The following is a 12995-nucleotide window of genomic DNA, read 5'->3' on the forward strand; positions in this document are numbered from 1 at the left end:
CGGCCCGTCCCGTGCGTGCCGGTCGTTTCCTCGGCCACTGAGTACCCAGGGTCCCGTGTGGTCATGGGCGTCCGGCCGGGTTGCGTCGGTCACGGCGTCAGCGGTGCGTGGAGGCCCCCTTGCGGCGCGGACGCAGACGCTGTACGGCGGCGCCGAGGGCGCCCGCGACGAGGAGGCCGCCGGCCACGAGGGCCGGGACGGAGTCGGTGAAGGCGCCGCCTTCACCGGCGTGGACTCCGTGGGGCTGGGGCGTCGCCGGTGCGTGGGTCGTCCGCGGACGGGGCGCGGGCGGGTGGGAGGCGCCGTCGTGCGGGTCCTTGCCGTGTTCGCGTTCGTGTTCGCGTTCGTGTCCGCCTTCGCGACCGTGTCCGGGGTCGCGGCCGGGATCGCGTTCGCCGTCCCGTTCGTATCCGTGTTCGCGTCCGTGTTCCTCGGGATCACCGCCCTGCGGGTCCCCCGCGTGCGGATCTTCGCCGGGCACCTCCTCGCTCCCGAAGTCCTGGCCGTGAGGGTCCTCGTCCACGAGATCCTCTTCCTCGCCGTGAGGGTCCTCGTCCACGAGGTCCTCTTCCTCGCCGTGCGGATCCCCGTACGGATCGTCCCCGTAGGGGCCACCGCGGTCACTGCCGTGGGCGTTCCCTCCGTGCCGGTCGCTGTCGCCGGAGACGGTGAGAACGGCACTCCACTGATCGCCCCGGCCGCCGGATCCCGCCGGCGTCGACGCCGACGCCGGGCAGACCCCCTCGACGGACCACTGGGAGGTCCCAGCCGCGGCGCCGGGCCCGGTCACGAAGTGCTCGGCGGGCGCGATGCGGGCGGTACCCCGGTAGGCGGGGCCGGCGGCGGGGTCGGTCCCGGGGACCGCGCGCAGCCGGGCCACGCCCCCCTCGAAGGCCTCGGAGCTCGCCTCGACGGCCTCGGGAGGGGCGCCTCCGGTGGGCGCGCACGACACGGAGACGGTGGCCGAGCCGCCCGGGGCGACGGTGTGCGGGCTGACCTCGGCGGCCGCTGCTTCCCCGGCCGCGGCCGGTGCGGCGCCGGCCAGGGCGGCGGCGCACAGGCCGGCGGTGACGGGCAGGGCGGCGGTGACGGACAGGGCGGCGGTGACGGACACGGCTCCGGCGCTGCGGCGCATGGGCGGGGCTCCTTCGGCAGGCTCCGGCGGACTGGGCCCGGGGTACGACGACCGCCGTGCCCCACGCACGCTCCATCAGAGCCCGCCCGCCACCGCGCCGCGCGCGGCCGGACACCATTCGCGGGACCCCCGCCCGCCGAGCGAGTGACCAGCCCCCGGGCGGATGACCAGCCACCGGGCAAGTGACCACCGTCCGGGACGCCCGCCCCCGGGCCCGGCCTCACCCGGACAGCGACACCAGTTCCTCCTCCATGCCTCTCCCCCGCCTGTCCACGACGGCCGAGGCCACGTCCATCAGCTTGCGCTGGGTGCCCTGGGAGACCCGGCGCAGTACCTCGAAGGCGGCCGCCGCGTCGCAGCCCAGCACATGCATGAGGATGCCGCAGGCCTGGTCGACGACCGGCCGGGAGCGCAGCGCGGCACCCAGCTGGTCGAGTTCGACGAGCGCCGCCCGGTAGGAGCGGTCGCGCACCAGACAGGCCACGGCGAGGTGGCCCAGCGTGCAGGCGGGCCCGTGCGGGGCGTCCCGCAGGCTGCCGGGCCGGAAGCTGTACAGGCTGAGCATGACCGTCAGGCCGGAGCGCCGGAACGGGATGCTGACGCTGGAGCGCACCCCCGCGTCGAGGGCGACCGCGCGGTAGTCCGGCCAGCGGTCCTCCCGCAGCAGGTCCGCCGAGTCCACCGGCTCGCCGCGTTCGAGTGCGGCCGGTATGGGCCCGTCGCCGGAGCGGAGCTGGACGGAGACCAGTGCGGCCAGATCCGGGTGGGTCACCGCCGCGGGCCGTACCGCACCGTCCCAGCTCACCATGCTGCTGCTGGCCCCGCAGCAGGCGTTGGTGCAGCGGGCGGCCTGTTCGGCGAGTTCGGAGAGTCTCCGGCCCGGAAGAGAGGTCTCCGGGGACTCCGGGACCAGGCGGCCGAAGCTTGGGGTTTCCGGCATGCGTACGCCTCCCATGGCAGCGCGTTTTCCCGCTCACCGGCCGGGAAAACGGCAGGGACGGACTCTGCCGGGCGGTCCCGGGCGCGGACGGTCCGCGTTACGTTCGTGGCATGGGGCAGACGGACGAGTTCGGCGAGGAACTCGCGGATTTCGTACGCCGCGTGGCGGAGCTCAAGGCCGCCCGGTCGGTCCCGAGCGGAGATCTGCCGACGGTGCTGGACGCGGCGATCTTCGAGCTCGATCACGTGGCCGACCGGCTGTGGCCCGGGTACGAGCGGCTCCTCGCGTCCGGCGCCTCCGGCGGGACCTCCGGGGGCCGCCAGGAACTCCAGCTGCTGAAGGGTGTGTTCCAGCGGCTGCCGCTGCCCGTCGCGCTGGTGGACCGCGAGACGGTGGTGCGCCGGATGAACTTCGCGGCCGCCTCCTTCACCGAGGTCCGGGCGGGCTACGCCACGGGCCGGCCGCTGACCGGGTTCCTCGCGCACGCCGACCGGGTGGCGTTCCGCACCCAGGCGGCGGCGGTGGCCCGCGGGGAGGGCGACCGCAGTCTCACCGTCCATCTCCAGCAGCGGCCCTCGGCGCCGGTACGGGCGACCCTGACCGCGCTGCGGCCGGGCAACGAGCCGCGCACGGCCGTCCTCGTGGTGCTGCAGCCCGCGGCGGCCAGGATCCCGGCCGGCGTGGAGCGGCCCGTACACCGGCCGCCCGACCTCGCCGAGACGACGTGCCACGCGGCGCTGATGGACCTGGTGGACGCGGTGACGACGGCGCTGCTCGACGGGGATGCGGACGGCGCACTGGAGCGGGCCGCGCGCGTGCTGCACGGCCGGTTCGCGGACTGGGTGGTGGCCGACGCGGCGGACGGCCCGGTGACCGGGGGCGGTGGTCTCTCCCGTACGGTCACGCTGGGGCCGTCCGAGGAGGAGGCGACGGTCGTCGCCGTCCAGGATCCCGCCGGCTGTCCCTACGTCGTCGAGGCGGCGCGCGGCGGCTCCCCCGTCCTCCGGGTACGGCCGGCGGATCCGGACGCCTTCGGCCGTGACGCCTCGGGCGCGCCGGTCCTGGTCCGGGCCGACGTCACCTCGCTGATGTGCGTGCCGCTGGCCGCCGCGGACGGCCCGGTGCGGGGCGTGCTCACCCTGTTCCGGTCGGGCGCCCGGCCCGCGTTCTCCCTGGCCGAGGCCCAGGCCGTGGACATGCTGTCGCGCCATGTCGCCCTGGCCATGGCCTGCGCCCGGCACGGGAACGCGAGCCCCTGACACCGCTACGCGTGCACGTCTGCACGTACCTGTCTACGCGTGAATGTCCACGGGTGCGCGGCTACGCCGCGTCCCTCAGCACCTGCTCCCGCAGCCGGCTGCAGCAGCGGGTGATCAGCCGGGAGACGTGCATCTGGGAGATGCCCAGCTGCTCGGCGATCCGGCTCTGGGTCATGTCGTTGAAGAAACGCATGTAGAGGATGGCGCGCTCGCGCTCCGGCAGGGCCGCGAGGCGGGGCTTGACGGCCTCGCGGTCGACGACGGTGTCGAGCGCCGGGTCGGGGGAGCCGAGGGCGTCGCCGAGCGAGTAGCCGTCCTCGCTGCCGGGCAGCTCCGCGTCGAGGGAGAGCGCGGTGAAACTCTCCAGGGCCTCCAGGCCGGCCTGGACGTCCTCCTCGCTCATGCCCGCGTGTGCGGCGATCTCGGCGACCGTGGGCCGCCGTCCGGGGACGGTCTGGGACAGGTCCTGGCAGGCGAACCGCACCCGGTTGCGCAGGTCCTGGACGCGCCGCGGCACGTGCAGGGTCCACATGTGGTCGCGGAAGTGGCGCTTGATCTCGCCGGTGACGGTGGGGACGGCGTAGCTCTCGAAGGCGTTGCCGCGGTCGGGGTCGTACCGGTCGACGGCCTTCACCAGGCCGAGGGCCGCCACCTGGCGCAAGTCCTCGTAGCTCTCGCCGCGGCTGCGGAACCGTCCCGCGAGCCGTTCGGCCATGGGCAGCCACGCCTCCACGATGCGCTCGCGGAGTTCGTCGTGCTCCCGGCCCGGCGGGAGTGCGGCGAGCCGGCGGAACGCCTCCGCGGTGTCGGGGGCGTCGTCGTGCGGGTGGTGCTTCGCGCTTGCCTGAGTACGCATGGTGCGTCGCAACTCCCTTGAGGGGTGCTCTGGGATGGACGGTCACCGTGGAAGCGCGCCCGTGTCCGGCGGGGCACACCCGTGGCGAGTGTTCACCGCTCCCACGGACGTGCCTCCTGTCCGAAGCACTGGTGTGCGCCTGCCCCGAGGTGTGGCCCGCAAACAACCCCCTCAGGTTTTCCGGGCCGCTCCCTGGTGACCCGTCAGCTGCCGTGCGTGCGCTCCCGCGGCACGCCGTCTCCCGCCTCGGAGGTTCAGTCATGAGCACCAAGGTCGCCGACCACGTCCTGCAGCGGCTGCGCGCGTGGGGTGTGGAACACGTCTTCGGCTATCCGGGCGACGGCATCAACGGTCTCCTCGCCGCCTGGGGCCGGGCCGAGGACCAGCCGCGGTTCGTCCAGTCGCGGCACGAGGAGATGTCCGCGTTCCAGGCGGTCGGATACGCCAAGTTCGGCGGCCGCCTCGGGGTGTGCACGGCCACGTCCGGACCGGGCGCCGTCCACCTCCTCAACGGCCTGTACGACGCGAAGCTGGACCACGTCCCGGTGCTGGCGCTCGTGGGCCAGACGCACCGTACGGCGATGGGCGGCTCGTACCAGCAGGAGATCGACCTGCACACCCTGTACAAGGACGTCGCCTCGGAGTTCGTGGAGACGGTGACGGTTCCCGAGCAGTTGCCGAACGTCCTGGACCGGGCGATCCGCACCGCGTACGCGCGCCGCGCCCCCACCGCGGTGATCATCCCCGGCGACGTGCAGGACCTGGACTACTCGCCGCCCACGCACGAGTTCAAGATGGTGCCCTCCAGCCTGGACCGCAGCAGCTGGACCGCGCTGCCCTCGAAGGGCGCCCTGGAGCGGGCGGCCGACGTCCTCAACTCCGGGGACAAGGTGGCGATCCTGGTCGGACAGGGCGCGGCCGGGGCGCGGGCCGAGGTGCGGCGGATCGCCGAGCTGCTGGGCGCGGGCGTCGCCAAGGCGCTGCTGGGCAAGGACGCGCTCAGCGACGAACTGCCGTACGTGACCGGGGCGATCGGCCTGCTGGGCACCCGCCCGTCGTACGAGCTGATGCGGGACTGCGACACGCTGCTGACCATCGGCTCGTCGTTCCCGTACTCGCAGTTCCTGCCGGAGTACGGGAAGGCGCGGGCGGTGCAGATCGACATCGACCCGCACATGGTCGGCATGCGCTACCCGTACGAGGTGAATCTGATCGGTGACGCACGGGCGACGCTCCAGCGGCTGATCCCGATGCTGGACGGGGACCGGGGCCACGAGTGGTTCGACACGGTGTGCGCGAACGTCGCCCGCTGGCGCGAGGTGATGGCACGGCGGGCCCGGCTGTCGGCCGACCCGATCCACCCCGAGTACGTCGCCCACGCGCTGGACCCGCTGCTGCCCCCGAACGCGATCGTGACCGCGGACTCCGGTTCGGCGGCGAACTGGTACGCGCGCCACATCACCCTGCGGGACCGGATGCGGGGGTCCCTGTCGGGCACGCTGGCGTCGATGGGCTGCGGGGTGCCGTACGCGATCGGGGCGAAGTTCGCGCATCCGGACCGGCCGGTGGTGGCGCTGGTCGGGGACGGGGCGATGCAGATGAACGGGCTGGCGGAGATGATCACGGCGGCCAAGTACCGGAACCAGTGGGACGATCCGCGGCTGGTCGTGGGCGTGTGGAACAACCGTGACCTGAACCAGGTGACGTGGGAGATGCGGTCGATGGAGGGCGCGCCGTCCTTCCGCCCCTCCCAGGAACTGCCGGACGTGCGGTACGCCGACTTCGCCCGCTCCCTGGGCCTGACCGGTGTCCGGGTGGAGAAGCCGGGGGACGTCGAGGCGGCCTGGCGCGCGGGCCTGGCGGCGGACGGCCCGGCGGTGATCGAGTTCCTCACCGACCCGGCCGTCCCGCCGGTCCCGCCGCACGTCACCTGGGAGCAGGCGGAGGCCACCGCCGCGGCCGTCCTCAAGGGCGACCCGCAGCGCGGTCCGATGGCGAAGCAGGGCATCAGGGCGAAGGTGCAGGAGTTCCTGCCGGGGCGGGACAGGGACCGGAAGGACAGGTGAGGGCCGTTCCGGCGGAATCCGTGTCGACGTCCACCGGACGGGTACGCGGTGGCCACCTGAGAAGATCTGGAGCGAGAGATGCAGCGAGGCAGCGACCGGCTGAACGTCCACCGCGACGACGAGATGAAGCACGAACTGCAGGGCCTGCTCCGGTCCGGCCATCCCACGCGCACGGAGGAGTGGCACGACCCGGAGCCGACCGCCGAGGACGACCCCGAGGTGTGGCAGAACCCGGGCTCCCCGGGCCGCACCCCCGTCGCCCGGCTGGAGTCGGTGCGCCTGGAACTGGCTCGCGTCCTGGGGCGCACCTCGTTCCCCGCGGGTCCCCGCCGGCTGGCCGACGGCCTGCGAGACCGGCACGCCCCGGACGGACTCGTCGAGGCCGTGGAGCGGCTGCCGGAGAGCGAGCGGTACGCCACCGTGCACGAACTCGCGGAGGCGGTCGTGGGAGCCACGGAGGGCGCCGGGTCCTGAGGCGGGCGGCGAAGCATGCGGGCGGCGAAGCATGAGCGCCGCACTCCGGGGTACTGCGGCGACATCGTGTTCGATCGAGCATCCGTCCTATTTCAGCCACTCCAGCGCGGAAACGCGGGGAAGGGGGCCACAGCCATGGCTGTTCTCGTCAGGGAGGTCATGACGCCAGGGGTCGTCACGGTGCGTCCGGACGCCTCGCTCGTCGAAGCGGCGCAGCTGATGCGGGCGCAGGACATCGGCGACGTCCTCGTCACGACCGATCACCGGGTCGTCGGGGTGCTGACCGACCGCGACATCACCCTGCGCGCGGTCGCCGACGGCGCGGATCCGCTGACGGTGAGCGCGCAGGCCGTGTGCACCCCGAACCCGGTGGTCGTGGGGCCGGACGACGCGGTGTCCGCCGCGGTGGAGCTGATGCGCGGCCACGCCGTACGGCGGCTGCCGGTCGTCGACAACGGCCGTCCCGTCGGCATGGTGAGCCTCGGCGACGTGGCCCTGGCACAGGACGCGGACTCGGCACTCGCCGACATCAGCCGGGCCGAGCCGGACAGCTGGCCGGGCGGGCGCCCCGCGTGACCGCGGGACATCCACAGGACATCGCTGAGCGCGAGGAACAGGAAAAAGCACGCCGGGGGACCGGGAGCCGCGGCGCGGCGGCCCGCCGGCGTGCGGGGAAAGGAGAGTGAGAAGGATGCGTATCGCGTTTCTGACCGCACCCGAGGGTGTCGAGCAGGTCGAGCTGACCGAGCCGTGGCAGGCGGTGACGGGAGCGGGCCACGAGGCGGTGCTCGTGTCGCCGCAGCCCGGCGAGGTGCAGGCGTTCAACCATCTGGACAAGGCGGACACGTTCCGCGTGGACCAGGTGGTGAGCGAGGCGTCCGCGGGCGACTTCGACGGGCTCGTCCTGCCGGGCGGGGTGGCCAACCCGGACTTCCTGCGCATGGACGGGAACGCCGTCTCCTTCGTGCGCGACTTCTTCGACCAGGGCCGTCCGGTCGCGGCCGTCTGTCACGCGCCCTGGACGCTGGTCGAGGCGGACGTCGTCCGCGGCCGGGTGCTGACCTCGTGGCCCAGCCTGCGGACGGACCTGCGCAACGCGGGCGCCGAGTGGGTGGACGAGCAGGTGAAGATCTGCGACCACGGCCCCAACAAGCTGGTCACCAGCCGTAAGCCGGACGATCTGAAGGCCTTCTGCGAGGCGCTCCTGGACGTGTTCTCCACGGAGACCGCCGGGCGGAGCGGCTGAACATCCCGCGGACGCCGTCCGGCGACCGCAGCAGCCCCGGCCTCAGTCGTGACGCTCACGGCCGCCGCGACGGCACCGTACGTCGGTCCCGCGCGGCGGCCGTCGCCGTACCGGAGCGGGGCCGGCGGATCAGGGCTGTCCGGCCTCCCGCTGCCGTTCCCGCGCGCCCTCGCGGGTACGGCCGGGCGCCACGACACGGCGCGGATTGCGGCGCAGGTACTCGCCCTCCAGTTCCGCCATGCGCTCGTTGTGCACACGCAGCGCGTCGTTCGAACCGTACAGAAGCGTGTCGTGCCGCGTGCGGTGGATCGTCTCCAGCTCCTTCATCAGTTGCTGGTCGTCCAGCTGACGGGGATCGACTCCGGTCATGGTGGTGTCCCGCTCGTCGTGTTCCTTCATGCGGTCCGGGTACCCGCCTGGCAAGCGTTACCCCGAACGGCCTCCGGGAGGGAGCCATGGATCTCGCCTTTCTCGACCCCCTGTACGAAACTCCGGGGCCCTGGGCCTCCGTCTACGTCGACCTCTCCCGGCACACGGAGAACACGGTCCACGAGCGGGAGCTGACGGCCGACGCGTTGGCCCGGCAGCTCGCGGACCAGGGCGCGGACGAGGACACCTGCCGGGCCGTGCGCGACGCCGTGCGCGGCCTGCGCCACGCGACCGATCCGCACGGACGGGCCCTGTTCGCCCGGGACGGGCGGGTCGTCCTGGATCCGCCGCTGGCCCGGCGTCCGGCGGGCGGCAGCACCGCCCACTGGGCACCCCTGCCGCACACCGCGCCGCTGCTGGAGCTGGCGGGCGAGGACCCGGTGTGCGTGGTGGCGTACATCGACCGGCGGGGCGCGGACTTCGAGCTGCGCAGCGCCGCGCTGGGCAGCCAGGACGCCGGCACGGTCGCCGGCCGGCAGTGGCCGCTGCACCGTACGGGCTCGGCCGAGTGGTCGGAACGGCACTTCCAGCTCCGGGTGGAGAACACCTGGGAGCGCAACGCGGCGGAGATCGCCGAGGCGCTCGCCGCGTGCCAGGAGGAGACCCGGGCCGATCTGCTGATCCTGGTCGGGGACGTCCGGGAGCGGCGGGCGGTGCACGAACGGCTGCCGAAGCGGCTGCGGGACCATGTGATGGAGACCGAGCACGGTGCCGCCAGCAGGCTGCTGGACGACGACGTGGAGCGCCTCCGCGCCGAGCATGTGCGGCGGCGGGTCGAGGACGACCTGGGCCGGTTCCTGGCCGCGCGGGAGCCCGGCCCCGACGGCCGCGCCAGGGCGGTGGAGGGCGTGCCCGCGGTCATCGAGGCCGCCCGTGAGCACCGTATCGACGAACTGCTGGTCCGCCTTGACGGTCCGGACGCCCACCGTGAGGTGTGGGTCGGCGAGGACCCGGACCAGCTGGCGGTACGGCGCACCGACCTGCAGGCCATCGGTGAACGGCAGGCGTGGCCGGCCCGCGCGGACGACGCCCTGCTGCGCGCCGCGGTGGCGACGGGCGCCCCGGCGATCTGCGTGACTTCGGCCGAGGCCGGCGACGCCCCGGTGGGCGGCGTGGGCGCACTGCTGCGCTGGAAGTGAGCCGCGGGGCCGGGACGGCCCCGCACCGGGGGTGTCCGGGGTGTCGGCCTGCCCCCGGACGCCCCCGTCTCCCGCTCATGGCCGGGGCCCGGGCCCTACCGGACCCGCTCCACCCGCCGCTCGTCCCACACCGGCTCCGGCGTCTCCCGTACGCGGCCGTCGGAGCCGAAGACGAGGAAGCGGTCGAAGGCGCGGGCGAACCAGCGGTCGTGGGTGACCGCGAGGACCGTTCCGTCGAAGGCCTCCAAACCCTCCTGGAGCGCCTCCGCGGACTCCAGGTCGAGGTTGTCCGTCGGCTCGTCCAGCAGCAGCGCGGTGACTCCCTGGAGCTCCAGGAGCAGGATCTGGAAGCGGGCCTGCTGGCCGCCCGAGAGCCGGTCGAAGGCCTGCTCGGCCTGGCCGGTCAGCTCGTAGCGGCGCAGCCGTGACATGGCGGCGCCCCGGTCCTGGGCGTGTTCGGTCCACAGGATGTCGAGCAGGGTGCGGCCCTCCAGCTCGGGGTGGGCGTGGGTCTGGGCGAAGTGCCCGGGCACCACGCGCGCCCCGAGCTTCCACTGTCCGGTGTGGGACACGTCCTCGCCCGCGAGCAGGCGCAGGAAGTGCGACTTGCCGGAGCCGTTGGAGCCGAGCACGGCGACGCGCTCGCCGTAGAAGACCTCCAGGTCGAAGGGTTTCATCAGGCCGGTGAGCTCCAGCCCCGCGCAGGTCACCGCCCGGACGCCGGTGCGGCCGCCCTTGAGCCGCATCGTGATGTCCTGCTCGCGGGGCGGCTCCGGCGGCGGCCCGGCCTCCTCGAACTTGCGCAGCCGGGTCTGCGCGGCCTGGTAGCGGGACGCCATCTCGTGGCTGACCGCCGCCGCCTGCCGCAGGTTCAGCACCAGCTTCTTCAGCTGGGCGTGCTTCTCGTCCCAGCGGCGGCGCAGCTCCTCGAAGCGGGCGAAGCGTTCCCGGCGCGCCTCGTGGTAGGTGGCGAACCCGCCGCCGTGCACCCACGCGTCCGCGCCCGCCGGGCCCGGCTCCACGCTCACGATCCGCTCGGCGGCGCGGGCCAGCAGCTCCCGGTCGTGGGAGACGAACAGCACGGTCTTGCGGGTCTCCGCGAGCCGCTCCTCCAGCCAGCGCTTGCCGGGGACGTCGAGGTAGTTGTCGGGCTCGTCGAGGAGCAGCACCTCGTCGGTGCCGCGCAGCAGGGCCTCCAGCACGAGCCGCTTCTGCTCGCCGCCGGAGAGCGTGCGCACCTGCCGCCACTGCGCCTTCTCGTACGGCACCCCGAGCGCGGCCGTGGTGCACATGTCCCACAGCGTCTCGGCCTCGTAGCCGCGCGCCTCCGCCCAGTCGGCGAGGGCCTGCGCGTACCGCATCTGGGCCGCCTCGTCGTCCACGGTCATGACGGCGTGCTCGGCGGCGTCGACGGCACGGGCCGCCTCCCGGATGCGGGGCGGCGCCACGGACACGAGCAGGTCCCGTACGGTCGTCTCGTCCCGTACGGAGCCCACGAACTGCCGCATCACGCCGAGCCCGCCGCTGACGGTGACGGTCCCGCCGTGCGGTTTCAGCTCGCCCGAGAGCAGCCGGAGGAGGGTGGTCTTCCCGGCGCCGTTGGGCCCGACGAGGGCGACGACGCTGCCCTCCCCCACCCGGAAGGACACATCGCCGAGCAGCGTCCTCCCGTCGGGGAGGTGGTACTCGAGGTGCGCGGCTTCCAGATGTCCCATGGTCAGGCATTGTCCGGGCGGCCGGGACGGTCCCGCAAACCGTTTTGCGGGGCCGCGCCGGCCGGTACGGAACGCGCCCTTCCGCGACCCGGCCCGGCCCGGCTCCCCGCGGCCCGGCCCGGCCGGGCCCCTGGCAGGAACCGGCCACCCCGGGGTACCTGTCATCCATGACCGCAGACGTCGATCTCACCATGCGCCCGCCGGGCCACCACGTCCTCCGGGACCGTTTCCTCTCCCTGGACTGCCGCCTGTTCGAGGCGGTGGCGACGCGCCACTGGCCGGGCGGCGATCACGTACTGCCCCGGCTGAGCCACGCCGCGAACCACGGCAAGCTCTGGTTCGCCGTGGCGGCCGGCCTCGCCGCGACCCGCAGCCCGCGGGCCCGCCGGGCCGCCGTCCGGGGTCTGGCCTCGCTCACGCTGGCCTCGGCCACCATCAACACCCTGGGCAAGCGCACGGTGCGCCGGCCGCGTCCGGTGCTGGACCCGGTTCCGCTGGTGCGGCAGCTCAAGCGGCAGCCGATCACCACCTCGTTCCCGTCGGGACACTCGGCGTCGGCGGCGGCCTTCGCGGCAGGGGTCGCCCTGGAGTCCCGCACCCTGGGCGCCGCGGTCGCGCCGGCGGCCGCCGCGGTCGCGCTCTCCCGGGTGTACACGGGCGTGCACTATCCGAGCGACGTCCTCGTGGGCGCCGCCCTCGGTGTGGGCGCCGCCTATGCCGTACGCGGCATGGTGCCCACCCGCGACCAGCTCCCGCCGCCCGGGCGGCCGTACGCCGAGGCGCCCGCGCTGCCCGACGGCGACGGCCTGGTCGTGGTGGCCAACCGGGCCGCGGGCACCGCCGACCGCGTCCGCGCCCTGCAGGAGGCCCTGCCCCGCGCCGAGACCGTGGAGTGCGAGCCGCAGGACATCCGCGAGGAGCTGGAGAAGGCGGCCGCCCGCGCGCGGGTCCTCGGCGTGTGCGGCGGCGACGGCACGGTGAACGCGGCGGCCGGCACGGCCCTGCGCCACGGCCTGCCCCTCGCCGTCCTCCCCGGCGGCACGCTCAACCACTTCGCGCACGACCTCGGCATCGAGGACGCGCGGGACCTCGGCCGCGCCGTACGGGAGGGCGAGGCCGTCCGGGTGGACGTGGGGCGCTTCTCCTCGGGGAGCTCCCCGGAGGAGGGAGTGGAGGGAGCGAAGGGGGAGGAAGCCAAGGAGGGCATCTTCCTCAACACGTGCAGCCTCGGCGTCTACCCGGAGCTGGTGCGTGAGCGGGAGCGCTGGGCGGAGCGGATCGGCGGCTGGCCGGCCGGTGTGCTCGGCGCGCTGCGCGTCCTGCGCGCGGACCGGCATCCCCTGCACGCCCGGTTCCAGGACCGGCCCCATCCGCTGTGGCTGCTGTTCGCCGGCAACGGCGCGTACCACCGCATGGGTCTCGCCCCGGGCCGCCGTTTCGACCTCGCGGACGGGCTGCTCGATGTGCGCGTGGTGCACGGCGGCCGCCGCCCGGCGCTGCGGCTGCTGGCGGCGGCGCTGGCCGGCCCGCTGACCCGCTCCCCCGCCCATGCCGCGGTCCGCGTGCCGCGGCTGCACGTGGACGGCGTCGCTCCGGGGACCCTCCTCGCGTACGACGGCGAGGTCACGGAGGTCGGGGGCGAGCTGACGCTGTGCAAGCTGCCCGAGGCACTGACGGTGTACCGCCCGCAGTCCCCGCGCTGACCGCGCCGATCCCGGTCTGGTCTGGTCCACATT

Annotated in this window: 12 protein-coding genes; 7 read left to right on the plus strand and 5 right to left on the minus strand. The window is 74.3% G+C overall.

Annotation, left to right across the window (positions count from 1 at the left end):
- Positions 1–97: 97 nt before the first annotated feature.
- A complete protein-coding gene (locus IE242_RS12065; protein WP_189858526.1) occupies positions 98–1135 on the minus strand; it encodes a hypothetical protein in 1038 nt (345 codons plus the stop codon).
- Positions 1136–1355: 220 nt separating this feature from the next.
- A complete protein-coding gene (locus tag IE242_RS12070) occupies positions 1356–2075 on the minus strand; it encodes an ANTAR domain-containing response regulator (protein WP_189858227.1) in 720 nt (239 codons plus the stop codon).
- 110 nt (positions 2076–2185) lie between these two features.
- Here IE242_RS12070 and IE242_RS12075 point away from each other — a divergent pair, with 110 nt between their 5' ends.
- Complete coding sequence (locus IE242_RS12075) at positions 2186–3334, plus strand: PAS domain-containing protein (RefSeq protein WP_189858229.1); 1149 nt, start codon at positions 2186–2188, stop codon at positions 3332–3334.
- 61 nt (positions 3335–3395) lie between these two features.
- Here the strand turns inward: IE242_RS12075 and IE242_RS12080 are convergent, their stop codons facing one another.
- Positions 3396–4190 carry an RNA polymerase sigma factor SigF gene (locus IE242_RS12080; protein WP_189858231.1) on the minus strand — a complete coding sequence of 265 codons (795 nt, stop codon included), beginning with the start codon at positions 4188–4190 and terminating at the stop codon, positions 3396–3398.
- Positions 4191–4450: 260 nt separating this feature from the next.
- Between IE242_RS12080 and IE242_RS12085 the strand changes: the two genes are divergently transcribed.
- The 4 genes from IE242_RS12085 to IE242_RS12100 all read left to right on the plus strand — a co-directional run bounded on the left by IE242_RS12085 (position 4451) and on the right by IE242_RS12100 (position 7976).
- Positions 4451–6256: a thiamine pyrophosphate-requiring protein gene (locus IE242_RS12085; protein WP_189858232.1), complete on the plus strand. Its 1806-nt coding sequence runs from the start codon at positions 4451–4453 to the stop codon at positions 6254–6256.
- Positions 6257–6334: 78 nt separating this feature from the next.
- A complete protein-coding gene (locus tag IE242_RS12090) occupies positions 6335–6730 on the plus strand; it encodes a DUF2795 domain-containing protein (RefSeq protein ID WP_189858234.1) in 396 nt (131 codons plus the stop codon).
- Positions 6731–6865: 135 nt separating this feature from the next.
- The gene (locus IE242_RS12095; RefSeq protein ID WP_189858236.1) at positions 6866–7306 is read left to right on the plus strand and encodes a CBS domain-containing protein; all 441 of its coding nucleotides are present in this window, start codon (positions 6866–6868) and stop codon (positions 7304–7306) included.
- 115 nt (positions 7307–7421) lie between these two features.
- A complete protein-coding gene (locus tag IE242_RS12100; RefSeq protein WP_189858237.1) occupies positions 7422–7976 on the plus strand; it encodes a type 1 glutamine amidotransferase domain-containing protein in 555 nt (184 codons plus the stop codon).
- A 129-nt stretch (positions 7977–8105) separates the two neighbouring features.
- Here the strand turns inward: IE242_RS12100 and IE242_RS12105 are convergent, their stop codons facing one another.
- The gene (locus IE242_RS12105) at positions 8106–8375 is read right to left on the minus strand and encodes a DUF6158 family protein (protein ID WP_189858239.1); all 270 of its coding nucleotides are present in this window, start codon (positions 8373–8375) and stop codon (positions 8106–8108) included.
- Positions 8376–8431: 56 nt separating this feature from the next.
- Here IE242_RS12105 and IE242_RS12110 point away from each other — a divergent pair, with 56 nt between their 5' ends.
- Complete coding sequence (locus tag IE242_RS12110) at positions 8432–9544, plus strand: baeRF2 domain-containing protein (RefSeq protein ID WP_189858241.1); 1113 nt, start codon at positions 8432–8434, stop codon at positions 9542–9544.
- 95 nt (positions 9545–9639) lie between these two features.
- On the opposite strand, the gene IE242_RS12115 is transcribed toward IE242_RS12110, so the two are convergent.
- Complete coding sequence (locus IE242_RS12115; RefSeq protein WP_189858243.1) at positions 9640–11259, minus strand: ABC-F family ATP-binding cassette domain-containing protein; 1620 nt, start codon at positions 11257–11259, stop codon at positions 9640–9642.
- Between the two features lie 167 nt (positions 11260–11426).
- On the opposite strand from IE242_RS12115, the gene IE242_RS12120 reads away from it, so the two are divergent.
- The gene (locus IE242_RS12120) at positions 11427–12962 is read left to right on the plus strand and encodes a bifunctional phosphatase PAP2/diacylglycerol kinase family protein (RefSeq protein ID WP_189858245.1); all 1536 of its coding nucleotides are present in this window, start codon (positions 11427–11429) and stop codon (positions 12960–12962) included.
- Positions 12963–12995 lie beyond the last annotated feature (33 nt).

The organism is Streptomyces poonensis, from assembly GCF_014650915.1.
GTDB lineage: Bacteria > Actinomycetota > Actinomycetes > Streptomycetales > Streptomycetaceae > Streptomyces > Streptomyces poonensis.

Excerpts from the sequence above, each read along its gene's own strand:
- IE242_RS12065 (WP_189858526.1), bottom strand. The coding sequence starts at position 1,135 with ATGCGCCGCAGCGCCGGAGCCGTGTCCGTCACCGCCGCCCTGTCCGTC.
- IE242_RS12070 (WP_189858227.1), bottom strand. The coding sequence starts at position 2,075 with ATGCCGGAAACCCCAAGCTTCGGCCGCCTGGTCCCGGAGTCCCCGGAG.
- IE242_RS12075 (WP_189858229.1), top strand. The coding sequence starts at position 2,186 with ATGGGGCAGACGGACGAGTTCGGCGAGGAACTCGCGGATTTCGTACGC.
- IE242_RS12080 (WP_189858231.1), bottom strand. The coding sequence starts at position 4,190 with ATGCGTACTCAGGCAAGCGCGAAGCACCACCCGCACGACGACGCCCCC.
- IE242_RS12085 (WP_189858232.1), top strand. The coding sequence starts at position 4,451 with ATGAGCACCAAGGTCGCCGACCACGTCCTGCAGCGGCTGCGCGCGTGG.
- IE242_RS12090 (WP_189858234.1), top strand. The coding sequence starts at position 6,335 with ATGCAGCGAGGCAGCGACCGGCTGAACGTCCACCGCGACGACGAGATG.
- IE242_RS12095 (WP_189858236.1), top strand. The coding sequence starts at position 6,866 with ATGGCTGTTCTCGTCAGGGAGGTCATGACGCCAGGGGTCGTCACGGTG.
- IE242_RS12100 (WP_189858237.1), top strand. The coding sequence starts at position 7,422 with ATGCGTATCGCGTTTCTGACCGCACCCGAGGGTGTCGAGCAGGTCGAG.
- IE242_RS12105 (WP_189858239.1), bottom strand. The coding sequence starts at position 8,375 with ATGAAGGAACACGACGAGCGGGACACCACCATGACCGGAGTCGATCCC.
- IE242_RS12110 (WP_189858241.1), top strand. The coding sequence starts at position 8,432 with ATGGATCTCGCCTTTCTCGACCCCCTGTACGAAACTCCGGGGCCCTGG.
- IE242_RS12115 (WP_189858243.1), bottom strand. The coding sequence starts at position 11,259 with ATGGGACATCTGGAAGCCGCGCACCTCGAGTACCACCTCCCCGACGGG.
- IE242_RS12120 (WP_189858245.1), top strand. The coding sequence starts at position 11,427 with ATGACCGCAGACGTCGATCTCACCATGCGCCCGCCGGGCCACCACGTC.